The 21,965-nt window shown below is 73.3% G+C and carries 23 protein-coding genes and 1 pseudogene; 10 read left to right on the top strand and 14 right to left on the bottom strand.

The window, feature by feature from the left end:
* Positions 1–121: 121 nt before the first annotated feature.
* The 3 genes from ABZV34_RS19910 to ABZV34_RS19900 all read right to left on the bottom strand — a co-directional run bounded on the left by ABZV34_RS19910 (position 122) and on the right by ABZV34_RS19900 (position 2,371).
* Entirely contained in the window at positions 122–493 is a 372-nt protein-coding gene (locus ABZV34_RS19910; protein WP_356277981.1) for a hypothetical protein, read from the bottom strand.
* Positions 494–530: 37 nt separating this feature from the next.
* Positions 531–1,244, bottom strand: coding sequence for an SDR family oxidoreductase (locus ABZV34_RS19905; protein WP_356277978.1), 714 nt, complete (start codon positions 1,242–1,244; stop codon positions 531–533).
* A 203-nt stretch (positions 1,245–1,447) separates the two neighbouring features.
* Positions 1,448–2,371, bottom strand: a complete 924-nt coding sequence (locus ABZV34_RS19900; protein WP_356277975.1) for a LysR family transcriptional regulator — start codon at positions 2,369–2,371, stop codon at positions 1,448–1,450.
* Between the two features lie 263 nt (positions 2,372–2,634).
* Here ABZV34_RS19900 and ABZV34_RS19895 point away from each other — a divergent pair, with 263 nt between their 5' ends.
* The gene (locus tag ABZV34_RS19895; RefSeq protein WP_356277972.1) at positions 2,635–2,937 is read left to right on the top strand and encodes a muconolactone Delta-isomerase family protein; all 303 of its coding nucleotides are present in this window, start codon (positions 2,635–2,637) and stop codon (positions 2,935–2,937) included.
* Positions 2,938–3,159: 222 nt separating this feature from the next.
* A complete protein-coding gene (locus ABZV34_RS19890; protein WP_356277969.1) occupies positions 3,160–3,762 on the top strand; it encodes a GPP34 family phosphoprotein in 603 nt (200 codons plus the stop codon).
* Positions 3,763–3,870: 108 nt separating this feature from the next.
* On the opposite strand, the gene ABZV34_RS19885 is transcribed toward ABZV34_RS19890, so the two are convergent.
* Together ABZV34_RS19885 and ABZV34_RS19880 are read right to left on the bottom strand one after the other, a co-directional pair.
* A complete protein-coding gene (locus ABZV34_RS19885) occupies positions 3,871–4,491 on the bottom strand; it encodes a TetR/AcrR family transcriptional regulator (protein ID WP_356277967.1) in 621 nt (206 codons plus the stop codon).
* 54 nt (positions 4,492–4,545) lie between these two features.
* Positions 4,546–5,853, bottom strand: coding sequence for a hypothetical protein (locus tag ABZV34_RS19880; RefSeq protein ID WP_356278011.1), 1,308 nt, complete (start codon positions 5,851–5,853; stop codon positions 4,546–4,548).
* Positions 5,854–6,050: 197 nt separating this feature from the next.
* Between ABZV34_RS19880 and ABZV34_RS19875 the strand changes: the two genes are divergently transcribed.
* Positions 6,051–7,328, top strand: coding sequence for a molybdopterin-dependent oxidoreductase (locus ABZV34_RS19875; RefSeq protein ID WP_356277964.1), 1,278 nt, complete (start codon positions 6,051–6,053; stop codon positions 7,326–7,328).
* 349 nt (positions 7,329–7,677) lie between these two features.
* Here the strand turns inward: ABZV34_RS19875 and ABZV34_RS19870 are convergent, their stop codons facing one another.
* The 3 genes from ABZV34_RS19870 to ABZV34_RS19860 form a co-directional block, all read right to left on the bottom strand.
* A complete protein-coding gene (locus tag ABZV34_RS19870; RefSeq protein WP_356278008.1) occupies positions 7,678–8,538 on the bottom strand; it encodes a methyltransferase domain-containing protein in 861 nt (286 codons plus the stop codon).
* Between the two features lie 257 nt (positions 8,539–8,795).
* Positions 8,796–9,413 carry a TIGR04282 family arsenosugar biosynthesis glycosyltransferase gene (locus ABZV34_RS19865; protein WP_356277961.1) on the bottom strand — a complete coding sequence of 206 codons (618 nt, stop codon included), beginning with the start codon at positions 9,411–9,413 and terminating at the stop codon, positions 8,796–8,798.
* The gene (locus tag ABZV34_RS19860; RefSeq protein WP_356277959.1) at positions 9,410–10,144 is read right to left on the bottom strand and encodes a glycosyltransferase family 2 protein; all 735 of its coding nucleotides are present in this window, start codon (positions 10,142–10,144) and stop codon (positions 9,410–9,412) included. Before ABZV34_RS19860 ends, ABZV34_RS19865 begins: the two co-directional genes overlap by 4 nt.
* A gap of 104 nt (positions 10,145–10,248) precedes the next feature.
* Between ABZV34_RS19860 and ABZV34_RS19855 the strand changes: the two genes are divergently transcribed.
* The 3 genes from ABZV34_RS19855 (at position 10,249) to ABZV34_RS19845 (ending at position 13,146) form a co-directional block, all read left to right on the top strand.
* Complete coding sequence (locus ABZV34_RS19855) at positions 10,249–11,022, top strand: response regulator transcription factor (protein WP_356277956.1); 774 nt, start codon at positions 10,249–10,251, stop codon at positions 11,020–11,022.
* Between the two features lie 2 nt (positions 11,023–11,024).
* Positions 11,025–12,152 carry a HAMP domain-containing sensor histidine kinase gene (locus ABZV34_RS19850; protein WP_356277953.1) on the top strand — a complete coding sequence of 376 codons (1,128 nt, stop codon included), beginning with the start codon at positions 11,025–11,027 and terminating at the stop codon, positions 12,150–12,152.
* A 112-nt stretch (positions 12,153–12,264) separates the two neighbouring features.
* Complete coding sequence (locus ABZV34_RS19845; RefSeq protein WP_356277951.1) at positions 12,265–13,146, top strand: alpha/beta fold hydrolase; 882 nt, start codon at positions 12,265–12,267, stop codon at positions 13,144–13,146.
* 138 nt (positions 13,147–13,284) lie between these two features.
* Here the strand turns inward: ABZV34_RS19845 and ABZV34_RS19840 are convergent, their stop codons facing one another.
* A complete protein-coding gene (locus tag ABZV34_RS19840; protein ID WP_356277948.1) occupies positions 13,285–14,181 on the bottom strand; it encodes a M56 family metallopeptidase in 897 nt (298 codons plus the stop codon).
* Entirely contained in the window at positions 14,178–14,561 is a 384-nt protein-coding gene (locus tag ABZV34_RS19835; RefSeq protein WP_356277945.1) for a BlaI/MecI/CopY family transcriptional regulator, read from the bottom strand. The genes ABZV34_RS19840 and ABZV34_RS19835 overlap by 4 nt, the downstream gene beginning before the upstream one ends.
* A 169-nt stretch (positions 14,562–14,730) precedes the next feature.
* On the opposite strand from ABZV34_RS19835, the gene ABZV34_RS19830 reads away from it, so the two are divergent.
* Together ABZV34_RS19830 and ABZV34_RS19825 are read left to right on the top strand one after the other, a co-directional pair.
* Entirely contained in the window at positions 14,731–15,639 is a 909-nt protein-coding gene (locus ABZV34_RS19830; protein ID WP_356277942.1) for a lysylphosphatidylglycerol synthase domain-containing protein, read from the top strand.
* A 108-nt stretch (positions 15,640–15,747) separates the two neighbouring features.
* Positions 15,748–16,581, top strand: coding sequence for a hypothetical protein (locus ABZV34_RS19825; protein ID WP_356277939.1), 834 nt, complete (start codon positions 15,748–15,750; stop codon positions 16,579–16,581).
* A gap of 95 nt (positions 16,582–16,676) precedes the next feature.
* Here ABZV34_RS19825 and ABZV34_RS19820 read toward each other — a convergent pair whose 3' ends face one another.
* The 4 genes from ABZV34_RS19820 to ABZV34_RS19805 all read right to left on the bottom strand — a co-directional run bounded on the left by ABZV34_RS19820 (position 16,677) and on the right by ABZV34_RS19805 (position 20,127).
* The gene (locus tag ABZV34_RS19820; RefSeq protein WP_356277937.1) at positions 16,677–18,041 is read right to left on the bottom strand and encodes a HAMP domain-containing sensor histidine kinase; all 1,365 of its coding nucleotides are present in this window, start codon (positions 18,039–18,041) and stop codon (positions 16,677–16,679) included.
* Positions 18,038–18,712, bottom strand: a complete 675-nt coding sequence (locus tag ABZV34_RS19815) for a response regulator transcription factor (protein ID WP_356277934.1) — start codon at positions 18,710–18,712, stop codon at positions 18,038–18,040. Before ABZV34_RS19815 ends, ABZV34_RS19820 begins: the two co-directional genes overlap by 4 nt.
* A 141-nt stretch (positions 18,713–18,853) precedes the next feature.
* Positions 18,854–19,459, bottom strand: coding sequence for a phosphatase PAP2 family protein (locus ABZV34_RS19810; protein WP_356277931.1), 606 nt, complete (start codon positions 19,457–19,459; stop codon positions 18,854–18,856).
* The gene (locus ABZV34_RS19805) at positions 19,456–20,127 is read right to left on the bottom strand and encodes a DedA family protein (protein WP_356277928.1); all 672 of its coding nucleotides are present in this window, start codon (positions 20,125–20,127) and stop codon (positions 19,456–19,458) included. Before ABZV34_RS19805 ends, ABZV34_RS19810 begins: the two co-directional genes overlap by 4 nt.
* A 215-nt stretch (positions 20,128–20,342) precedes the next feature.
* Between ABZV34_RS19805 and ABZV34_RS19800 the strand changes: the two are divergent.
* Together ABZV34_RS19800 and ABZV34_RS19795 are read left to right on the top strand one after the other, a co-directional pair.
* Positions 20,343–20,705 (top strand): annotated as a pseudogene (locus ABZV34_RS19800) (BlaI/MecI/CopY family transcriptional regulator); the annotation flags it as partial.
* A gap of 163 nt (positions 20,706–20,868) precedes the next feature.
* The gene (locus tag ABZV34_RS19795; protein WP_356277925.1) at positions 20,869–21,798 is read left to right on the top strand and encodes a M48 family metalloprotease; all 930 of its coding nucleotides are present in this window, start codon (positions 20,869–20,871) and stop codon (positions 21,796–21,798) included.
* The last annotated feature ends 167 nt before the right edge of the window (positions 21,799–21,965 follow it).

Genomic DNA, 21,965 nt, shown 5'->3' with positions numbered 1-21,965 from the left:
TACTCGTGGTGAATGCATTTCAGAAGTGGCCTTTACCGTTGTGGGAACACTGGCGGGCCCACCTGTCCTTTGCCGGCGGCCCGCGCCGGCGACCGCCGCCGCGGGCCGGGGACCGTAAGGGTCAGGCCGGTCGTGAGACCTGGTAGTGGGCGATCCGCCAGCCCTCCTCCGTGCGTTCGACCAGTACGCCGAGGGTGAGGCTGACGGTGGGCCGGTCCGTGAAGGAGAAGTCCGCCGCCAGATAGCCGAGTACGAGGTGGTCGGCGGGGCGCCGGGTTTCGAGGATCCGGTACGTGACCGCCATTCCGAGCGGCTGCGCGTCGTAGTACGCGGCGACGCCCGGTCTTCCGACGCTGTAGGGGCGCAGCCCCTGGAAGATCGCGTCTTCGGTGAACTGGGCGGCGACCTGCTCGGGTTCGTGGCCGTCCACGCCGGCCTTCCACCGGTCGAGAACGCCGCGCAGGATCGTCTCACTGTCCGTCGTGCTGTTCATCGGGGTCCTTCCCTCGTCGTGCCCTCGTCGTGCGGACTCAGTGGCCGGCGCTCATGCCGCCGTCGACGTGGAGGATCTCGCCGGTGACGAAGGGGGCGTTCTCGAGGTAGATGACGGCGTCGGCGATGTCGCTCTGCTCGCCCATGCGGCCGACGGGGTGGAGGGAGGCGAGGACCTCGTGCGCCTCCGCGGGGTGCATGGGCGTCTTGATGGTGCCGGGGGAGACGGCGTTGACGCGGATGTTGCGGGTGGCGTACTCGATGGCGAGGGACTTGGTGGCGGACTGGAGGCCGCCCTTCGTCAGGGAGGCGAGTACGGAGGGGACGTTGGAGTCGGCGTTGTCGACGAGGCTGGTGGTGATGTTGACGATGTGGCCACCGCCCTGGTTGAGCATGTGCTCGACGGCGAGCTGGGTGAGACGGAAGAAGCCGGTGAGGTTGATACCGATGACCGTGGCGTAGTCGTCCGCGGTGTAGTCGGTGAACGGCTTGGCGACGAACACGCCGGCGTTGTTGACGAGGGTGTCGATGCGGCCGAAGCGTTCGATGCCGGCGGCGATGACCCGCTCGGCGGTGGCGGGGTCGGCGATGTCGCCCTGGACGGTCAGGATGCCCGCGTCGTGGGAGGGGGCGATGGTGCGCGAGGTGGCGACGACCGCGTAGCCGAGCTTGCGGTACGCGTCGGCGATACCGGCGCCGAGGCCCTGTGAGGCACCGGTGACGACTGCGACCTTCTGGTCCTGAGAGCTCATGATGACTTCTCCGAAACGTGTGGTGAGGGTTTCCCGACCGATCCCCGATGGCCAGCCCGTTGCTAGCCGACCGGTCGACTATTTGGACCGTAGGGTGCCCGGAGGGGGAAGTCAAAGGCCCACGGGGGCCGGGACGGGACGGGTTTCCTCCCAGTTGGTAGGCGCGGCCTTCCAGCCCAGGTGAGGCGATCGATCGGGTGGGCTCAGCGCCGGTGCGGGTCGCCTTCGGGCAGCCAGGAGTCCGGGGCGTCGAGGCCGAGGTCGCCGACGTCGGCGCAGAGTGCTTCGGCGGCGGCCAGGACCGCGGGCCGGTCCTCGTTCTCGCGCCGGACCAGCGACCAGGTCCAGTGGATCCGCGGTGCCACGACGGGGCGCTGGACCAGATCGGGCGGCAGCGGAGTGGTCTGGCCCTTGGGGGAGTTGACGACCGGACGGCCGCTGCGGCGGACATGGTCGAAGAACGCGGGGCCGGTGATGCCGCCGTCGGAGATCCGCACCGCGCGGGCCCCCGTGTCGCGGGCCAGCAGGTCGGCGTAGACGTTCCAGGACGACCAGGAGGTGGCGTCGTCGTCGAGGAGTACGGCCGTGTCCGCCGCGGCCACCTCGCCGGTGTCGTCGCCGGGGGAGACGGCGTAGAGCCGGTCGGCGCCGAGGAGGCGGGCGTGCAGGCCGCGTTGTTCCAGGTCTTTGGTCCGCACCCAGCACACCGCGAGGTCCAGGCTGCCGTCGGCGACCCGGGCGGCCTGGGTGTGCGAGGGGGCGATCCACGCGTCGAGGTGGAGCCGGGCCACTCCGGCGGTGCGGGCGGTCAGGTCCGGCGGGAGCCAGTTGACGTAGCCGAGCCGCACCGATTCCGATCCGGAGAGCCGCTCGGCGCAGCGCTGGAGGTCCTCGGCCCGTTCCAGCAGCGCTCGGGTGTGCGGGAGCAGGGCCGCGCCGGCCGGCGTGAGGGAGACCGAACGGCGGTCGCGGTCGAACAGTCGTACGCCCAAGTCGCGTTCGAGCGCCTTGATCTGCTGGGACAGGGAGGGGCCCGCGATCAGCAGGCGTTCGGCGGCCCGGCCGAAATTCAGTTCTTCGGCGACGGCGACGAAATACCTCAGTTGGCGCAGCTCCACGTCCGTCATGCTACGTCGCTGCGAGGCCGCGCCTCCCAGCGGGGAGGAAGCCGGTCGTGGCGCCGTCCCGGTGCCGGACGGAGGATGAGGCCAGGGAGGCGCGGGGTCCTTGACCCACGGGTTCCTGGACCCAGGGAACCTGGACCCAAGGTTTCTGGAGCCGCGGTTCCTGGAACCGCGGCTCCAGGAGTCACGGGCTCTGGAACCCGCGGGCGTCCCTCCATCCATGGCGTTCCGGTACCGGCCGGACCCTCACCGAGCGGAGCGGGATCATGCGAGAGTTCCTGGTCGAGATCACCACCACGATCCCCGAGGGCACCAGTCAGGACGAGGTCGACCGCCGGCGCGCCGCCGAAGCCGTCCGAGCCCGGGAACTGGCCGCCGCCGGCCGTCTGGCGCGGCTGTGGCGCCCGGTCGGTGAGCTGCGCAGCCTCGGCATCTGGCGGGCCGCCGACGAGGACGAACTCCACGAGAAGGTGCTCGGCACGCTCCCGCTGCGTCCATGGATGACCCTGGACGTCACCGCGCTGGAATCCCACCCGAACGACCCGGGCCGTACCGCCACCGACTCCTGACGGAGGCCGTCACCGCGTCCGCGGGGGCCGGGACGCCGTGACGGCCCCCGCGCATGTCACCCTGCACGCCGCCCTGCATGCCGCCGTGCTGCGTATCGGCTTCCCGCACCACATGGTGGTACTACGGGATGCCGCCCCGTACCGGTGGGCGGGCTGCCGCCGGCGTACCCGCGCCGCCGACGCCCGCCACTCGCCACCGATATCTCTGACGTGGAGTCCGTCATGACCACACCGCAGGACCTGTTGATCATCGCCATGGATGTCACGTCCAGCCGTGACATCGGGCGGGGCGACCTGTCGCTGGCCCTCGCGGGGGCCGAGCTGGTCGACCTGCTCGGGGCCGGGGCCCTCACCCTGGACGATGACCGCATCGTGCCCGGCGCGGCGTGGACCCTGGACGATGCCCTGCTGGCACAGGCGGTGTCGTCACTCGTCCGGCAGGAACCGTACGAGTCGGTCGAGGACTGGCTGTGGCGCCGGGGGCGTGATCTGTTCGCGGCCTATCGGGCCGCCGTCGAGGCGCAGACCCCGGTCGACGCCGGACGCCGTCGCTGGAATCCGCTGCGCGGCGGTCCGGCGGAGCGGGCCGACTCGCCCGCCCGGCGCCGCGCGGAGGACCGCTGGTCGAAGGGCGATCCCGTCCTCGTCGGGCTGGCGGCCGCCGTAGGCATCGAACACCCGGACGGCGAGGGTGCCGCTCCCGCCGACGAAGCGGTCGGGACCGTCCTGGACGCCGTGCACGACGCGGAGACGGAACTCGAGGCCGTACGGCAACGCCGCAGCATCGAGAACGCGGCCTTCGACAACATCTGGCGGGCCCCGTGACGGCCTGGCGCCGACGGCCGGTGAGCTGAAGGCCGGTACGCCGAGGGCGGGCCCGCGGATCAATTCGGGAGTCACACCCCGCGGCCGGTCGACGGGAGTGCCGCGCGGTCAGACCGCGGCCACGGCCTCCCGGGGCGGACGCGCGCCGAGCAGGGCCAGGCAGTTCGCCCACAGCGCGCCGAGCCGGTGCGCGTTGTTGTAGAGCTTGGCGAACAGCACCTGCCCCTCCAGCTGGGCGACCACCGCCCGCGCGGCTTCCCGGGCGTCGGCCACGACGACCTCCCCGCGCCCGAGCGCCTCACCGACGACCGAGGCGACCATCTCGACCTGCTCGTCGAAGATCTCCTGCAGCCGGGTGCGGATCGCCTCCGTGTGGTTGCTCATCTCCAGGGTGAGGTTCCCGAAAAGACAGCCCGAGACGGTGCCGCAGCTCTCCTGCCCGGCGAGCTGACCGGCCTCGGTCGCCTCGAACAGCAGCCACAGCCGGCGCAGCGGTTCCTCGTCGCCGTTCAGGATCTGCGCCCAGGCCCGCCGCTGGCCGGTCCAGTGTTCGTCGATCACGGCCAGGGCGAGCGCCTCCTTCGACTCGAAGAAGTAGTAGAAACTGCCCTTGGGCACACCGGCCGCCTTGCAGATCTCGGCCACGCCCAGGGCCGAGTAACCGCGCAGCTCGATGAGCGCTTGCGCGGTGCTGAGTATCTTCTCGCGGGCGTCGCTGGTCCGTCCCATGGAGTCAGTGTACGACCGGTCGTCTACTCGCGTCGGCCGTCCTCGGGAACGGGGTCACCAGCCGGTCAGCAGCAGATGGTTCAGGAGCAGCGCGAGGGCGGCCTGTGCGGCGAGCCAGGCGCGCGGCCGGGGAAGGAGGGCGCCGGCCGGGAGCAGCCACATCGCGAAGGGCAGCCAGATGCGCTCCGTCTCCGCCTTGCTCATCCCGGAGAGGTCGGCGGCGAGGAGGGCGAGCAGGGCGGCGAGCGCGAGCAGCGCGAGGCGGGGTTCGGCGGCGGGCAGCCGCGGACAGCGGCCCACGCCCCCGCGCACCGCGCCCGCCCGCCGCAGGCCCGCCACCGTCGCCGGGCCCACGATCAGCACCGTGCAGGCGAGGTTCGCCCACACCCAGTAGCCGTACGGTCTGACCCCGCCGACTCCCTGGTAGTAGCGCGTGACCAGCAGGCGGTACGCCTCCCACCAGTCGAAGCCGAGCAGGGTGAACACCACCGGCACCACGGCGGCTCCGGCGACGACCCAGGGGAGGGGACGCAGCCGTCGGGAGCCGAGCAGCAGGACGGCGCCGGCGATCACCGCGTACAGCACGAGCCCGTACGACAGATACGCGGTGAGTCCGAACAGCAGCCCGGCGACGAGTCCGGTCGCCCGCGGGCGGGAGCCGGTCACCGCGAGGGCGAGGAACGCGACGGCCCAGGTGGCGACCGCCGCGAAGTACCCGTCCGCGGAGGCGCCCACCCACACGGCGGCCGGAGCGAGGACGAGGAAGGGGACGACCCGACGGGCGAGGGTCTCCCCGGCCAGCGCGCGCACGGTGACCAGGACGGCGGCCGCGGCCGTCGAGCCGACGGTGACGCACCACATGCCGGCCCAGCCCCCGCCGCCGAGACCGATCCGGTCCAGCAGCACGAAGGTGAGGGTGGCCCCGGGCGGGTGTCCGGCGATGTGCGCGGGCCAGGGGGCGGGGGACTGGCTCACGATGTGATCGGTGAAGTCCCGCAGGGTGGCGGGGATGTCGTGGAAGCGGCCGATGACGGTGAGGTACTCGTTCGTGGTCGTCAGCCGCCCGGCGATGCCGCGCTGCCAGCCGTCGACCAGCGCGAGGGAGAACGTCCAGGCCGTCGTGGCGCCCCAGGCGGCGCACAGCAGCGGGCGCCAGGACAGGCGCGCCGCCAGGAGGGGCCCGTACGCCACGACGGCGACGGCGACCACGAGGGCGGCCGGGGTACCGGGTCCGACATGCGGCTCCCACTGTGCGAACAGGGGAGGCCACCCGACGAAGAGCGAATGGTCGCGGCGTTGGACGGCGGTGCCGACCAAGGCGGCCACCGTGACGAGCAGGGCGGCGGCGAGGACCGCCGACAGGTCGAGGAGGAGATCGCGGAACGAGCCCCGGGGGCGGTCCGGGGAGAGATCGCGGGGACGGTCGCGGAGAAGATCGCGGTTCACACCGGCACGCTAGGCCGGGCGCGCCCCGCAGATGCCGCCACAGGGATGGACGTCAGGCTTTCGTCATGGTTCGAAGACCCTTTTGGGGGCCTTCCCCGCCCTACGGTCGGGGCATGCCACGGCCTCCCCTCCTCCCCACCTCGCCCGCGTTCTGGCGCAGTCCCGTGCGCGGCCCCTGGTTCACCTCCGTGCTCGGTGTCGTGCTGCTCGGCGGGATCACGGTGCTGTTCCTGACGGGACTGCTGTCGTACGCCGCCTACAACCCGGACCTGGCCCCGGTGAACGACCAGACTCCGGACAAGGGGCTCCTCGGCTTCTACCTGTTCTCCTGGCCGACCCATCCGTCGTGGCTGTACCGGCTCACCCAGGGCGTCCACGTCACCCTCGGGATCACCCTGGTCCCCGTACTCCTCGCGAAACTGTGGTCGGTCCTCCCCAAGCTGTTCGCGCTGCCGCCCGCCCGGTCCCTCGCCCACGCGCTGGAACGGATCTCGCTGCTCCTGCTGGTCGGCGGCGCGCTCTTCGAGTTCACCACGGGCGTGCTGAACATCCAGCTCGACTACCTCTTCCCCGGCTCCTTCTACCCGTTGCACTTCTACGGGGCCTGGGTGTTCATCGCCGCCTTCGTCGCGCACGCCGCGCTGAAGACACCCGCGGCCCTGCGCAATGTGCGCCGGATGCGCGCCGAGAACGGCGAACCCCGTGCCGGGGCCACCGAACACCCCGCGGAGCAGGGCCAGTCGGTGTCACCGAACCCTGCCGAACCCACCGTGTCACGACGTGGCGCCGTAGGGCTGGTGGGCGGCGGGTCGCTGCTCCTGTTCGTGACGACGGCGGGGCACAGCTTCGACGCGCCGCTGCGGCAGACCGCGGTGCTCGCCCCACACGGCGGCCCCGAACCGGGCCCGGGGCCGGGCGGGTTCCAGATCAACAAGACGGCCGCCTACGCCGGGATCGACCCGCGCGAGACGGGCGAGGACGCCTGGCGGCTCGTCGTCGCCGGGCGCACCGGCACGGTCCGGCTGAGCCGGGCCGACCTCCTGCGACTGCCCCTGCGCAGCTCGGCGCTGCCCATCGCCTGCGTGGAGGGCTGGTCCACCTCCGACCAGTGGTGGCGCGGGGTGCCGCTGCGGGATCTCGCGGCACTCGTCGGCTACGAGCACGGCACGGCGCCCGACGTGCTGGTGGAGTCGCTCCAGCGGCACGGGGCGTTCCGCCGGGGCGCCCTGCGCCACAACCAGGTGCGCGATCCGCGTTCCCTGCTCGCCCTGTTCGTCAACGGCGAGGACCTGACCCCCGACCACGGCTACCCGGCGCGCGTCATCGTTCCCGCGGCGCCCGGCGTGCTCAACACCAAATGGGTGGCCCGGATGACCTTCGGAGACCTGTGATGAAGCGACACATGTCACTCGCCGGCCGGCTGACCGCGGTCCGCCGGCCGCCTCTGGGCAGTCCGCCGCAGATCCTGCTGCTGGCCTGCTCCTTCGCGCTCGCCGGGTATGCGGGGGTGCGGCTGCTGGCCGGTGACTGGTTCGGCGTGACGCTGTGGTTCGTGGGCGCGGCGCTGCTGCACGACCTGGTGCTCGTGCCGCTGTACGCGGGCGCGGACCGGGTTCTCGCGCGGGGGCTGCGCGCGGTCGGCCGCCGGGAGTGGACGGTCTACGTCCGTGTCCCGGCGGCCTTCTCCTGCCTTCTGCTGCTGCTGTGGTTCCCGCTGATCAGCGGGCAGATGGCGGACCGCTACCGGTCCGCCACCGGCCTGGCGGGCGACGGCTTCCTGACTCGCTGGCTGCTGATCACGGCGGTGCTGTTCGGAGGTTCCGCGGTGCTGCTCGCGCTGCGGCTGCGCAGGGCGACGAAGGAGCGGCCGCCGGTCGACCAGTGACCGTCGGGGTGCCAGCCGGCGCGGCGTGCGTGCCGGAGCAGCGCCGGGGTGCCCAGGCGGGCCCAGAGGAAGGGCGTACCGGCGGCTCCCCGGCCGTCGGCGACGCGCACCCGCACCCGTTCGTCGACGTCGACGGGCACCGTCTCGACGATCAACAGCCCTCCGGGTGAGAGGAGTTGGTCCATCCGGTCGAGCAGGGCGGCGGGGTCGCCGCCGATCCCGAGGTTGCCGTCGATCAGGAGCGCGGTGCCCCAGCGGCCCTCTCCCGGAACGGACTCGAAGACCGACCGGTGCAGCGCCTGTCCGCCGAGCCGGACGGTGTGTTCGACGGCGGCCTCGCTGACGTCGATGCCCAGGGCCCGCCGCCCCTGCGCGGCGAGTGCCGCGATCAGCCGGCCGGGTCCGCATCCCACGTCGAGCACGGCCCCCTCGCAGCGCCGCAGCATCTCCAGGTCCGCGGTGTCGGCCCGGGCGCACCACCGCTCCACCTCCAGCGGCAGCAGCCAGCCGTCGGTCCGGCGCAGATAGAGGGGGCCACGACCGACCCGCAGCGCGTCGGCGTAAGGATCGCTGGACCAGGGGGCGTCCCGCTCGCCGGCCGGCGGCGCGGCGGAGACGTCGGACGTGGCCCGCCGTGCGAGGCCGGGTTCGGCCCTTCCTCCTGTGAGGTCGGGTTCGGGGTGCGCGGTCGGGTCGGGTTCGAGGTGCGCGGGCAGGTCGGGTGCCGGGTGCTCGGCGAGGCCGGGTTCGGGCCGTGCCGGCGCGGTGGCCGGCGCGCGGCCCGTGGGAGCCGCCGCTCTGGCCGGGGTCACGCCCGTCGCGCCGCCCGCGGGCAGGGTCGCGGGCACGGCCGGCGTCCGGCCCGCGCGGCCCGTGGTCCGGCCGCCCGTGGGACCCGAGGTCCGGCCTCCCGTGAGTCCGGCGGCCGGGCTTCCCACGGCGCCGGGGACAGCGGCGAGTTCGCGTGCCGCGCTCATCGCGGGACCTCCGCTTCGAGTCGGGCGAGCTCGGCGGCGAACCGACCGCGCGGTGCCGCCGCGGCGACGAGCCCGGCGTCGTACGCCGTGTCGACGTCGCGCAGACGCGGCAGATCGTGGACACGCAGCCCCGCCGCGGTCAGCCGCTCCCGCTGCGCCGCGCCGGTGGCGGCCGTCGACATCGGTACGCCCCGCACCAGGTCCGGGTCGGGGACGGCGAGCCCCAGCGCCCAGAAACCGCCGTCCTCGGCCGGTCCGAAGTACGCGTCGCAGCCGGCGAAGTCCACGGTGAGGAGTTCCGGCGTCACCTGCGGGGTGTCCATGCCGATGAGCAGGGCGGGTCCGGCGCAGTCCGCGAAGGCGGCGGCCAGCCGTTCGTCCAGGCCACCCCCGCACTGCGGTACGACGTCGATGCCGGGTGGCAGCCAGGGACCCGGCACGCCGTCGAGGACCAGCACCCGGCGTCGCGCGGGCGTCGCCGCGACCGCGAGCAGGGTGTCCACGAGTGCCGCCTCGGCGAGCGACGCCGCCTGGCGGGGCGTGAACGGCGGGGTGAGCCGGGTCTTCACCCGTCCCGGCCGCGGTTCCTTGGCGATGACGAGCAGGGTGCTCACGGGGTGGTTCCTCCCGGGGACGGGGCGGGGGCGCGGGACGGGGCGGGGGGCTCCGCCAGCACACGGCGCATGTCCCGTACCGCCTGCCAGGTGCCACGCCAGGTGCCGGTGACCTTGGAGGCGCCGGTGCGCGGGAGATACGGCACGTCGTGCTCGGCGACGCGCCAGCCGGCGTCCGCGGCGCGGACGACCATCTGCAGCGGATAGCCGCTGCGGCGGTCCGTGAGACCGAGGGCGAGCAGCGGTTCGCGGCGTGCGGCCCGCAGCGGGCCCAGGTCGTGCAGGCCGAGTCCGGTACGGCGGCGGAGCATCCGGGCGAGCGCGAGGTTTCCGGCCCGCGCGTGCGCGGGCCACGCGCGCCACCCCTGCGGGCGCCGGCGCCCGAGCACCAGGTCGGCCGTGCCGTCGCGCACCTCGCGCACGAAGGGGACGAGCAGGGACGGGTCGAGGGAGGCGTCGCAGTCGCAGAAGCACACGATGTCGGCGGTGGCCGCGGTCAGTCCGGCGTGGCAGGCGGCACCGAACCCGCGGCGCTCCTCGCGCACGACGGTGGCGCCGAGGCCACGGGCGAGTTCCGCGGAACCGTCCGTGGACCCGTTGTCCACGACCAGCGCGCGCCAGCCGGACGGAATGCGGGCGAGCACCCAGGGCAGGGCCTCGGCCTCGTTCAGACAGGGCAGGACCACATCGACTACGGGGTCCGCCGGGGGAGAGGTCTTCACGGCTCTCACCCTACGAACACGAAAGAGACATATCGGGCTTCGGCTCCTTACGAAACACGGACGTCGAGCGGGGGAGGGCCGCACGGCCCCGGCGCGGGTGGGAGGCTGAAGCCATGCATGAGCCGTACGAATCCGCAGGTGCCGGACCCGACGCGGTGCCGGGTGTCGCGACCGCACCGGCCGGGCACGGGGGCACCGCACGGGTCCTCGTCGTCGACGACGACCCCACCGTCGCCGAGGTCGTCTCCGGCTACCTCGACCGCGCGGGCTACCTCGTGGACCGTGCCGCGGACGGGCCCGCCGCGCTCGCCCGTGCCGCCGCGCACTGGCCCGACCTGGTGGTGCTGGACCTGATGCTGCCGGGGATGGACGGTCTCGAGGTGTGCCGGCGGATGCGCGGACGCGGACCCGTGCCCGTCATCATGCTCACCGCGCGGGGCGACGAGGACGACCGGATCCTGGGCCTGGAGGTGGGCGCGGACGACTATGTCACCAAGCCGTTCAGTCCCCGGGAACTGGTGCTGCGCGTGGAGTCCGTACTGCGCCGCGCGCGCCCCGCCACCGCCGCGCACCCGCTGCACGCGGCCGGTCTCGGCCTCGATCCGGCCGCCCGCCGCGCCACCAAGGGGAGCGTCGAACTCGCCCTCACGACAAGGGAGTTCGATCTCCTCGCGTTCTTCCTCCGGCACCCCGGGCGGGTGTTCAGCCGTGAGGACCTGATGCGTGAGGTCTGGGGCTGGGACTTCGGCGACCTCTCGACGGTCACCGTGCACGTACGGCGGCTGCGCGGGAAGGTCGAGGACGATCCGGCGAGACCCCGGTTGATCCACACGGTGTGGGGCGTGGGCTACCGCTTCGACGCCACGACGTCCAGGGAGGCGGTCTGACCATGCGTGACATGCTGCTCATCGTCCTCTTCGCCTTTCTCGGCGCCGCGGGGGCCGGCCTGCTCGGCGCGGGCACCCTGTGGCTGATCCGGCGCCGTTCGCTGACGGCGTCCCTCGCCGTGGTCGCCGCCGTGGGGGTGACCGCGATGCTCGCGGGGACGCTCGCCGTGGCGTGGGCGATGTTCCTGTCCTCGCACGACCTGACCGTCGTCACGACGGTGGTGGCCATGGCGGCCGTCGTCTCGCTGGCCACCGCGCTGCTGCTGGGCCGCTGGGTCGTGGCCCGCAGCCGGGATCTGACGCTGGCCGCCCGCTCCTTCGGCGACGGCGGTGACTTCGCGGCCCCCGACGGTCCGGCGACTGCCGAACTCGCGGCTCTGGGACGGGAGTTGGCCGCCACCAGTAGGAAGCTCGCCGAGTCACGGGACCGCGAGCGGGCCCTGGAGACCTCACGCCGTGAACTCGTCGCGTGGATCTCGCACGATCTGCGTACCCCGCTCGCCGGGCTCCGCGCGATGTCGGAGGCGCTGGAGGACGGTGTCGCCGCCGACCCGAACCGCTATCTGCGGCAGATGCGTACCGAGGTCGAACGGCTCAACGACATGGTGGGCGATCTCTTCGAACTCTCCCGCATACACGCGGGGAGCCTGGCCCTGTCCCCCTCCCGTGTCTCCGTGTACGACCTCGTGGGCGACGCCCTCGCGGGTGCCGATCCGCTCGCCCGCGAGTACGGGGTGCGGCTGGTCGGCGACCGTGTCGAGCCGGTGCCGGTCGAGGTGGACGGCAAGGAGATGAGCCGTGTCCTCGGCAATCTCCTGGTCAACGCGATCCGGCGGACACCGGCCGACGGCACGGTGGCGATCGCCGCGGAGCGGTCGGACCACGGTGTGGTGCTGTCCGTCACCGACGGCTGCGGGGGCATCCCCGAGGAGGACCTTCCGCGCGTCTTCGACACCGGCTGGCGCGGCAGCCACGCGCGCACCCCGCCCGCCGGGGCGGGTCTGGGCCTGGCGATCGTCCGCGGCATCGTCGAGGCCCACCAAGGGCGGGCCGCCGTGCACAACGTCCCCGGCGGCTGCCGGTTCGAGGTCACCCTCCCGCTGGCCGGCCCGGCTCTGTCGGCGCGGTGACTCGCGGTGACACGCGGTGACATGAGGTTTCGGCCGATCCTCCACCGAACGCGCCGTCGGGCAGGGCGAATACCGGGTGCGCGCGGACGGGCGGCGCTGCGACACTCACAGCATGTCGATCATTGAAGTCGCGCCCGGAGTGTCCCTCGCGTACGAGACGTTCGGCGACTCCTCCGATCCGGCGGTCCTGCTCGTGATGGGCTTCGGAGCCCAGATGATCGCCTGGCACGAGGACTTCTGCCGTGCGCTCGCGGAACGCGGCCGCCATGTGATCCGGTACGACAACCGCGACTGCGGGCTGTCCACGAGGTTCGACGACCACCCTGTCGACGTGGGCCGGTTCATCGACGCCGTGAGCTCGGGCGACATCCCGTCCGCCCTCGCGATGGTGCCCTACACACTCCAGGACATGGCCGACGACGGCCTCGGCCTGCTCACCGCGCTCGGGATCGAACGCGCCCACGTGGTGGGATCCTCCATGGGCGGCATGATCGCCCAGACGATGGCCGTCAGCCGTCCCGCGCGGGTACTGACCCTGACGTCGATGATGTCCTCGACCGGCGAGCCCGACTACGGCCGGCCCAGCGACGAGGCCCGAGCGGCCCTCTTCGGCCCGAAGCCGGCGGACCGGGAAGGGTATGTCGCGGCTGCGGACAGGGAACTGGTGTGGGCGTCCAGACGCTACGGCGACGTCGCACTCCTGCGTGAACTGGCCGCCGAGAGCTACGACCGCGGCTACTACCCCGCCGGAGCCGGCCGGCAACTCGGCGCGATGATCCTCGGCGGCTCACGCGCCGACGCGCTCCGTGGCCTTCGTGTCCCGACCCTGGTGATCCACGGCCTGGACGACACCCTGATCGATCCCAGCGGCGGGAAGCGCACGGCCGACCTGGTGCCGGGAGCGAGGCTCCTGCTGCTCCCCGACATGGGACACGACCGCCCCCGCGCACTCTGGCCCGAGATCATCGACGCCGTGGACGCGCACACCCGCTGAGCGTCCTGAGCGGTCAGGACCGACGGCAACCGTCGCCACCCGATGGCAACCGGCGACAATCGTCGGCACCGCCGCGGATACGGGTGCCCGCCCCGCATTCCGCCACCTGATCCAGACGCAGGTATCAGCGCCGCGGCACTAGCCCGGCAGTGACTCGCCCAGCAGGCGCAGCAGATCTCCGGTGGCGTCCAGGGCGCCGAGCGCCGACAGGACGGCGAGTGCCAGTACGGCCACGCCGACGGACCACAGGTTGGGTGGCGGAGCCGTCTGCAGCGCGGCGATCCGGCGGGTGACGGCGTGTTGCGAGAAGTTCAGCGCGCGGCCCGGCCGGGCCCGCTGGGCCACCAGGGCGGCCCGGGCGAGGGCGCGCGCGGTGGTGCGCCGGTCCCCGACGGCGCGCGCGGCCTCCTCGTCGGCCCAGCGCTCCACGAGGAAGGCGACAGTGGCGCGCACCGGCTCCAGTACGGGGTTGGCCGCGGCGGCCAGGGTCACGGCGGTCGACAACGCCGAGTGCCGGTGGGTGAGATGGGCGCGTTCGTGGGCCAGCAGGACCCGCCGCTCCGCCGGTTCCAGCGCGCCGAGCATGGCGGACGTGACCAGGATCCGGCCCGGCGTCCCCGGGATCGCGAAGGCCCGCGGGGTCGAGGACGCGGCGACGACGAGTTCGCTGTCCGCGGGGTGCCCCGCGCACAGCCGTTCAAGGACGCGACGGGTCGCGTAGTGGGCACGCAGGGCCCGTACGAGCCGGAAGACGATCAGCCAGAGAAGGGTGATCGCGGCGATGGCGATCGCCACCGGCACCGGCTCGGGCAGGCGCCGGCCCGTCTCGCCGGTCTCCGTGGCCACGAGCGGCGCCTCGTTGACGAGAGTGGCGGCGAGCAGGACCAGCGCCCAGGTGGAAGCGGCCGCGGTCAGCACGGCCGCGACGGTGAGGACGCGGGCGGCCGGCGCGGGGGAGATCCGTCGGCCCACCTGTGCCGCGGTGGCCGTCAGCAGCAGAGGAAGGAAGAGGGGGATGTAGACGTCGATCCTCACGGTCCGCTCCTCCCGAGGAGGTCGCGCAGGGCCTCTTCCTCCCGGGGGCTCAGCCCGGTGACGAACTGCTGGAGCGCCGCGATCGGGTCCGGCCCGCGGTCCAGTGCCTCGTGCATGGCCTCGGCGGTCAGTTCCGCCGCGTTCTTGGCGGGCCGGTACGCGCCGCGCCGGCCGTCGACGTCACGCAGCACCAGGCCCTTGTCGTACAGGCGTTTGAGGATGGTGTGCACGGTGTTGTAGGCGAGGTCACCGCCGATCTCGCTCTGTATCTCGGCGGGAGTGAGGGGCTTGTCGGTGGCCCAAAGGGCGGCGAGCACCTCGCTCTCCAACGCGCCGGCGCTGCGCCGTTCCGCCCTCCCGTGGGGGCCTGTGCCAGCCATGATCGCCACCTTACAGCGCGTAGGGGTGCGGACGGTGGTGAGGGCTGACGGAGTGCGCCCCCACCCGTTTCGCTCTGATCCGACCCTTTTCTCCTGCGGCTTCCCCCTTCTTTCACCCTACGTCTTGTAGGGTGAAAAACCCTACGCTCTGTAGGGTGAAAGGTGGACGATGGTCAAGACCAGGAGGGTCCTTCCGCACGCCGCGCTGACGCTCGCCGTCCTGGTCGGCGCCGCGTATCTCGCGCGGCACCACTGGCCGGTGATCGAGACCGGGACCGACCGGCTGGCCGTCGCCGACCACGGCTGGCTGTTCGTCGCGGCCGTCGCCACCGGGGGGACCTGGGTGTGCTCCGCACTCGCCCAGCAGGGCGCGGTGACCCGGCCACTTCCCGCCGGGCGGCTGGTCGCCGCGCAGTTCGCCGCGTCCGCCGCCAACCATGTATTGCCCGCAGGCCTCGGCGCGGGCGCGGTCAACCTGCGCTTCCTGACCCGGTGCGGACTGCCGGTCGCCCGCTCGGCGACCGCGCTCGGCGTGAAGGCCACGGCCGGAGCCGTCGCGCGCGCCTTCCTGATCGCCGTGCTCGCGTCGGCCTGCCCCGGCGTACTGCGCCTCCCGGGGGTCTCCGTGACCGTCGTCGCGGTCTCGGGTGCCGTGGCGGTGACCGCCGTCATGCTCCTGCGGGGACCGCTGCGGCGCGCGGTGCGGGCCGTCCTGGCGGACGTGCGCGCCGTGCACGGGATCCCGGCCCGTGCCGCCGCGTTGTGGGGTGGCTCGCTGGCCTTCGCGGCGCTGCACGCCACCGTGGTCGTCGCGGTCGCCCAGGCCCTCGAACTGCCGCCGTCACCGGCCCGGGTGGCGCTGGCCTACCTCGCCGCGAGCAGCGCCGCGGTCCTGCTGCCCACCCCTGGCGGAATCGGCTCGCTGGACGCGGCCCTCGTCCTGGCCCTCACCCTGACCGGAGCGCCCGGCGTCGAGGCGGCGTCCGTGGTCGTCGGCTACCGGCTCCTGACGGTGTGGCTGCCACTGGTGCCGGGCCTGGTCGTGCTGGCGGTACTGGCGCGTCGTCGGGTTCTCTGAGCGAGCGTGGGCGGCGTCGGCCGGGGTTCGCGAAGGGGCCGTGGGGCGGGGCGGCGGGCCGCGGCGCAGTCAGGATGCTTTCAGGATCCCGCTGGCAGGGTCGGCCTCATGACTGAGACATCTGAGACGTCCGGGGCGTACGCGCACACCGGCGCCGCCCCCGGCCATCGCCTGCGCTGGAACAAGGTTCCCGAGGTCACCGCGTACTTCTGGATCATCAAGGTGCTGTGCACCACGGTCGGCGAGACCGCGGCGGACCTCCTGAACGAGAAACTGGGCATGGGCCTGACCGGCGTGTCGCTGCTGATGAGCGCGCTGCTGGCGGCGGTGCTCGTCGTCCAGTTCCGCACCAAGGCCTACAACCCCGGCGTCTACTGGCTCGCCGTGGCCCTCATCAGCGTCGTCGGCACCCTGATCAGCGACAACCTGACCGACAACCTGGGCGTACCGCTGACCACCAGCACCGCCGTGTTCTCCGTCGCCCTCGCGATCGTCTTCGCCGTCTGGTACCGCCGCGAGCGCACGCTGTCCATCCACAGCATCGACACCGTGTCGCGCGAGGCCTACTACTGGCTGGCGGTGCTCTTCACCTTCGCTCTGGGCACCGCGGCCGGTGACCTGGTCGCCGAGAAGATGGCCCTCGGATACTGGGTCTCCGCCGTCCTGTTCGGTCTCGCCATCGCCGCCGTGGCGGTCGCCCGCTTCGCGCTCGGTCTGAACGCCGTCCTGGCCTTCTGGATCGCCTACATCCTGACCCGGCCGCTCGGCGCCTCGATCGGCGACTACCTCTCTCAGCCCACCGGCGACGGCGGCCTGGGCTTCGGCACCGTGATCACCAGCGTGCTGTTCCTGGCCGTCATCCTGGCCCTGGTGGTGTACCTCGCGACGACGCGCAAGGACGTCGCCCGGTCGGAGCCGTCGCTGAGCCCCGGGGAAGGCTGACCGACCCGCCTGCGGAAACGCTGCCCACTCTGCCCGCGGGCACGGCGACCGCCCGGCTCGGCGGAGAGGCGACCCCACGGCCGAGAGGCGACTCCTCAGCCCGCCGGCAGGATGACCACGAACGCCGCGCCGTCGGTGTACCGCGGATCGTGGTCCACCTCCCCGCCGGCGGACCGGGCCAGGCGCCGTGCGAGCGGCAGTCCCAGGCCCGCTCCGCCGTGTCCGTCCCCCGGATCGGCCCGGCGGCCCGGCTGGAAAAGCTGCGCCACGAACGACGGTGGTACGCCGGGGCCGTCGTCGGTGACCTCGACGCGTACGCCGCCGGGCTCCCCGTGGGCCTGGATCCCGACCCTGGTGCGCGCGTGCCGCAGCGCGTTGTCGAGCAGGGGGCTGACGATCCGCTCCAGAAGGGCGTCCGGCACTCCGGCCGACAGCCCGGCGTCCGGAGCGGTGACGACGACCTCCACCCGCTCGCGCGCACTGCCGAGGCGGTCCACCAGCCGTCCGAGCACCGGCGCCACGGCGGCCGTGCCGGGCGCGGTGGCCGCGCTGTCGCGGGCCTCGTCGAGCAGGGTGTCGCAGATCGTGCGCATCGACAGGGCCGCGTCGGCGATGGCCGCGTGGACGGCCAGGGTGTCCTCGGCGGAGCGCGGACGGGCCTGCCACCAGTCGAGCTCGGCGACGATACGGGCGAGCGGATTGCGCAGCTCGTGCGACAGCTCCCGGGTGAGCTGACGCTCGTGGCGCAGCAGTGCCCGGATACGGTCCAGGAGCGCGTCCAGCGAACCACCCAGCCGCGCCAGTTCGGTGGGGCGGGGCACGCTGCCGAAACGTTCCTCGGAGGTGATGGCGCTCCACTGGGTGGCCTGCTCCGTCATCGTGCGTACGGGACGCAGCGCGCGCCCCACCGCCAGCCGGGTCAGCCCGTAGGTGCAGGCGAGCATGGCGGCGTCGAGGACGAGGGAGCCGAGCAGCAGGGTGTCGGCCGAGCCGCGGTAGGGGGACAGGTCCAGCGCGGTGACGACCGCCGCGCTGCCCTTGCCGCCGGGCACCGGCTGTGAGCACAGCCGGACGGCGTGGTCACCGGAGGCGCTCGCGCAATGCCGGCCGCCGCGCGCCGCGAGCCGGCCGGCGGCACGGGTCAGCGGGCCGGTGACGGTGGCGGACGAGGGCTTTTCGAGCAGCCTGCCGTCCGCGTAGATCCAGACGTTGGCGTCGAGGAGCTCCTCGCCCGGGGTCTCCAGGACCCGTACCCGCGAGGTGCTGGTGTCGACGGTCGCCGCGACGGCGGTGGCGCGGGTGCGCAGCTCGTCGTCCGCCTGGTGCTGGAGGTGATGCCGTTCGACCGTGTTGAAGGCGACGGTGAGGATCACCATGAGGAGCGTCGCGGTGGTGAGCGCGACCAGCGAGAGCCGGCCGCGCAGGGTGCGAGGCGACCAGCGGGAGGCGAGGTCCCTCATGACAGACGGTGGCCGATACCGCGCGCGGTGGTGACGGTCAGCGTGCTGCCGCCGTCCCGGAGCTTGCGGCGCAACCGGGTCAGGTACTGGTCCAGCGTGTTGTCGCTGACCTGGGCGCCCTCGGGCCAGCCCGCCCGGATCAGCTCCCGCCGCCGCACGATGTCCCCGGCGCCCGCCATCAGCGCCGCCAGCAGCCGGAACTCCGTCGGGGTGAGAGCGACCCGGGTGTCCCGGACGGATAGGCCGTGCCGGACCGGGTCGAGGACGACGTCGCCGGCCGTGGGGGACGGGAGGGTGCCGCCGCGCGAGCCGCCTCGCTTGAGTGCCGCCCGCAGCCGGGCGGCGAGTTCGGTCAGATGGAAGGGCTTGGGCAGGTAGTCGTCGCCACCTGCCGAGAAACCCGCCAGCCGGTCCGTGAGGTGATGATGAGCCGTCAGGAAGATCACGGGCCGGAGGAACCCGTTGGCGCGGAGCGCCTGGCACACGTCCCGCCCGTCCGCGTCGGGCAGTCCGACGTCGAGGACGGCCGCGCCGACCTCGGCCCCGGCCAGCCGCAGCGCGGTCGCGCCGTCCGCGGCGGGCAGCGTGTCGAAACCCTCGTCGCGCAGACCGCGCAGCAGGACGTCCCGCAGGGCGTGATCGTCCTCGACGACCAGGATCGTGTGACGCATGGTTCTCCTTCAGCGGTTTCCGTACGGCCGGCCCCGCCCGTTCCCGTACGGCGTCGCGTCGCCGCGGTGGTGCCGCGGTGCCGCGGATGTCCGGCGGCCACAAGCCGGTGGCCGGGGGCCGGTGGCTTCCGTCCGGAAGCGCTACGCGGGGACCAGCAGCGGTCGCAGGGGGGATCGCGTCAGCCGGCCCGCGAGCGGGTCGGAGACCCTGCCGAGGAACGCCGTCAGCGCCCTCGCGATCAGCGTGCCGACCAGGACGCCGGCCACCACGTCGTGCGGGTAGTGGGCACCCACCCAGACCCGGGCGACGGCCATCGCGCAGGCCGCCACCACGGCGACCGTGCCGAGACGCCGGGAGACGAAGAGCAGGGCGACCGCGGCCGCGGCGGCGATGACCGTGTGATTGCTGGGGAACGACCAGTCACCCGGCGCCGGACACGCCTCCAGCGTCCTCACCCGCAGGCTCCGGCAGGGCCGGTCCTCACGGACGAGCAGCTTGAACACCGAGTTCACCCCGTACGCCACCACGACGATCACCGGCACCATGAGCGCGGTCAGCGCGGACCGGGGGCTGTGGTGCCGCGCCCGCCACCAGCCCGCCAGCATGAGGACGGCGAACACCGCGAGCCCGTAGGTCGACCAGTCCTCTACCAGCGTGTCCAGCCACGACGGTGTGTCCTGGGCGAGGCCCACGACGTAGGTGTAGGAGGAGCCGTCGATCGACGACCCGTCGAACGCGAACGTCATCCCTGGGCACCCCTCTCCACGGCGGCGGCCCTGCGCGAGCGGCGCAACTCGGCGGCGAGCGGGATCAGCGACACGACGATGATCACGGCGATGATCGGCAGGAGGTATCGGTCCACGTTCGGAATGGACGAGCCCAGCGCGTATCCGGCGAGAGTGAGGCCGAGGCTCCAGACGAGGCCGCCGACGACCTGCCACAGGGTGAACGTGCGGACGGGTACCTGGAGCGCGCCCGCCATCGGGTTCAGTACCGTGCGCACCACCGGCACGAAGCGGGCCAGCACGATCGCCTTCGCGTGCCCGTACCGCTCCAGCAGCTCCTCGGCGCGCTGAGCCCCCGCGTGCAACCGGGGCGAGCCGCTGCGTGCCAGCAGGGCGCCACCCGCCTTGCGCCCGATGAGATAGCCGCACTGGGCCCCGGCCAGCGCGCCGACAGCGGCGGCGACCAGGAGCGCGGGCAGCGAGAGCTTCAGACCGCCCTGGCCCGACCCCGTGCACAGCAGGCCCGCCGTGAACAGCAGCGAGTCGCCGGGCAGGAAGAAGCCGATCAGCAGACCCGTCTCCGCGAACATCACCACGCCCACACCCAGCACGCCGAAGGCGGCGAGCAGCGATTGGGCACTGAGCACGTTCACCGCGAGCTCGGACCCGAGCCACGACGCGAGATCCACCCCGTGGCCCGCCCCGGACTGTGATCCGAGATGTGCCCCGAGCTGCGATCCGAGATGTGTTCCGAGCTGTGACGCTGCGAACAAAGGTGCGGTCATCGTCGCGAGCCCTCTCATACTGGGACAGGGGCGGGTGTGGTCGTGACGACACCCGACTGACTACAATGTTGTAGACGGTCTACTGAACTGTAGACGATATCGGGGTGAGGATCGTTCCCATGACCAGCGCGAAGGACGAACGCCGGCCGGCGGGTGAGCTCGAGGCCTCTGTCATGGCCGCCCTCTGGGCCGCCGACGTACCCCTCACGCCCGGCGGGGTACAGACGCGACTGGGGGCGGACCTGGCCCGCACGACGGTGACGACGATCCTGTCCAGGCTGCACGAGAAGGGGATCGTCGGCCGGGAACGGCAGGGCCGCGGCTTCGCCTACTTCCCCGTCCAGGACCCGCACGGGCTCACCGCTCGCCGCATGCACACCGAGCTCGACCGGGACGAGGACCGCGAGACGGCGCTGGCCCGGTTCGTCGCCCAGCTCAGCCCCGACGACGAGCGTCTCCTGCGCGGCCTGCTGGAACCGGACGGGCCACCGGCATCGGACGGGCAAGCGTCACCGTCACCGGTACCGGACAGGCAGGCGTCACCGGCACCGGACGGACAGCCGGCGGCAGGTCGACGACCGGAACGCGGACGCGGCGAGCGGGACGAGTGACCGGAACCTGGCGCGCAACTACGATGGGTGGGTCATGACCGCTCTGCTGCTCATCCCGCTCCTGGTGCCCTTCGCGGTACCGGCGGCGGCACGGCGCTGCCTCGACCGGCTCACTCCGGTCGCCGCCCTGTGGACGGTGACCCTCACGGTCCTCGTCGTGGCGGGCTCCTCCGTGGCCGCCCTCGGCGCACTGGTCCTCACCGGCCTGCTCAAGCTGCCGTTCCTCGCGGGACTCGGCGATTTCGTCCGGCCGCTGCGCACCCCGTCCGACCTCGTCGTCCTGCCTCTGGCGACGGCCGCCACCGGCCTGCTGACCCTCGGTGCCGGCACACTCGTCCGCTCCGCGCTGCGGCAGCTGCGCGCCTTCCGGGCCGCCCGCACCGAGGCCGACGGCCGCCCCGCCGCGGGCGACCTGTGCGTGATCGAGTCGCCCCACCCGGACGCGTACGCCCTGCCCGGCCGCCCCCACCGCATCGTCGTCACGACGGGAATGCTCCGCAGCCTCGGCGCCGACGAACGCGAGGTCCTCTTCGCCCACGAGCGCGCCCACAACGCCGGCGGCCACCACCGGTTCCTCGTCCTCGCCGAGCTCGCGGCGCACTGCCATCCCGGGCTGCGTCCGGTCCGCGCGGTCATCGCGCTCGCCGCCGAACGCGCCGCCGACGAGGCCGCCGCCGCCGTCGTGGGGGACCGGCGGCTGACCGCGCGCGCCATCGCGCGGGCCGCCCTCGCCTCCTCCTCGGCCCGTTCCGGCCGCCCCGCCTTCGCCCCCGCGGCCACCACCGGACCCGTACCCCAGCGGGTCGCGGCCCTCCTCGCGGCTCCCCGGCCGCCCCGCCGCACCGCCCCCTGGATCGCCCTCCTGCTGGCCGCCTGCGCGACCGCCTCGGCCGGCACGGCGGCCACCGGTGTCCTCGCCTTCCACCATGAGGTGGAGGTCGCCCAGGGCGAGGAGCCCCGCTGACGGTCCCGGCCGCGGCCGCCGGTGTACCGCGCGTGGCCGGAGTCGGAGCCGGAGCGGGGGTGTGCCGTGGAGAGTGGGAGCGCGTGCGGTGGCCGGGACGGTGGTGGGGGAGACGGCCCGCCCGAGGCCCCGCGAGGTTGATGTCGGATTCTCGCCAGCCCCACCCC

Source organism: Streptomyces sp. NPDC005195 (genome assembly GCF_040608315.1).
In the GTDB taxonomy this organism is placed as follows: Bacteria; Actinomycetota; Actinomycetes; order Streptomycetales; family Streptomycetaceae; genus Streptomyces; species Streptomyces kaempferi.
This window is presented reverse-complemented; position numbering and strand designations above follow the sequence as displayed.

What these genes read in the sequence shown, in the direction of transcription:
- ABZV34_RS19910 (WP_356277981.1), bottom strand. Translation starts at nt 493, where the DNA reads ATGAACAGCACGACGGACAGTGAGACGATCCTGCGCGGCGTTCTCGAC.
- ABZV34_RS19905 (WP_356277978.1), bottom strand. Translation starts at nt 1,244, where the DNA reads ATGAGCTCTCAGGACCAGAAGGTCGCAGTCGTCACCGGTGCCTCACAG.
- ABZV34_RS19900 (WP_356277975.1), bottom strand. Translation starts at nt 2,371, where the DNA reads ATGACGGACGTGGAGCTGCGCCAACTGAGGTATTTCGTCGCCGTCGCC.
- ABZV34_RS19895 (WP_356277972.1), top strand. Translation starts at nt 2,635, where the DNA reads ATGCGAGAGTTCCTGGTCGAGATCACCACCACGATCCCCGAGGGCACC.
- ABZV34_RS19890 (WP_356277969.1), top strand. Translation starts at nt 3,160, where the DNA reads ATGACCACACCGCAGGACCTGTTGATCATCGCCATGGATGTCACGTCC.
- ABZV34_RS19885 (WP_356277967.1), bottom strand. Translation starts at nt 4,491, where the DNA reads ATGGGACGGACCAGCGACGCCCGCGAGAAGATACTCAGCACCGCGCAA.
- ABZV34_RS19875 (WP_356277964.1), top strand. Translation starts at nt 6,051, where the DNA reads ATGCCACGGCCTCCCCTCCTCCCCACCTCGCCCGCGTTCTGGCGCAGT.
- ABZV34_RS19855 (WP_356277956.1), top strand. Translation starts at nt 10,249, where the DNA reads ATGCATGAGCCGTACGAATCCGCAGGTGCCGGACCCGACGCGGTGCCG.
- ABZV34_RS19850 (WP_356277953.1), top strand. Translation starts at nt 11,025, where the DNA reads ATGCGTGACATGCTGCTCATCGTCCTCTTCGCCTTTCTCGGCGCCGCG.
- ABZV34_RS19845 (WP_356277951.1), top strand. Translation starts at nt 12,265, where the DNA reads ATGTCGATCATTGAAGTCGCGCCCGGAGTGTCCCTCGCGTACGAGACG.
- ABZV34_RS19835 (WP_356277945.1), bottom strand. Translation starts at nt 14,561, where the DNA reads ATGGCTGGCACAGGCCCCCACGGGAGGGCGGAACGGCGCAGCGCCGGC.
- ABZV34_RS19830 (WP_356277942.1), top strand. Translation starts at nt 14,731, where the DNA reads ATGGTCAAGACCAGGAGGGTCCTTCCGCACGCCGCGCTGACGCTCGCC.
- ABZV34_RS19825 (WP_356277939.1), top strand. Translation starts at nt 15,748, where the DNA reads ATGACTGAGACATCTGAGACGTCCGGGGCGTACGCGCACACCGGCGCC.
- ABZV34_RS19820 (WP_356277937.1), bottom strand. Translation starts at nt 18,041, where the DNA reads ATGAGGGACCTCGCCTCCCGCTGGTCGCCTCGCACCCTGCGCGGCCGG.
- ABZV34_RS19815 (WP_356277934.1), bottom strand. Translation starts at nt 18,712, where the DNA reads ATGCGTCACACGATCCTGGTCGTCGAGGACGATCACGCCCTGCGGGAC.
- ABZV34_RS19810 (WP_356277931.1), bottom strand. Translation starts at nt 19,459, where the DNA reads ATGACGTTCGCGTTCGACGGGTCGTCGATCGACGGCTCCTCCTACACC.
- ABZV34_RS19795 (WP_356277925.1), top strand. Translation starts at nt 20,869, where the DNA reads ATGACCGCTCTGCTGCTCATCCCGCTCCTGGTGCCCTTCGCGGTACCG.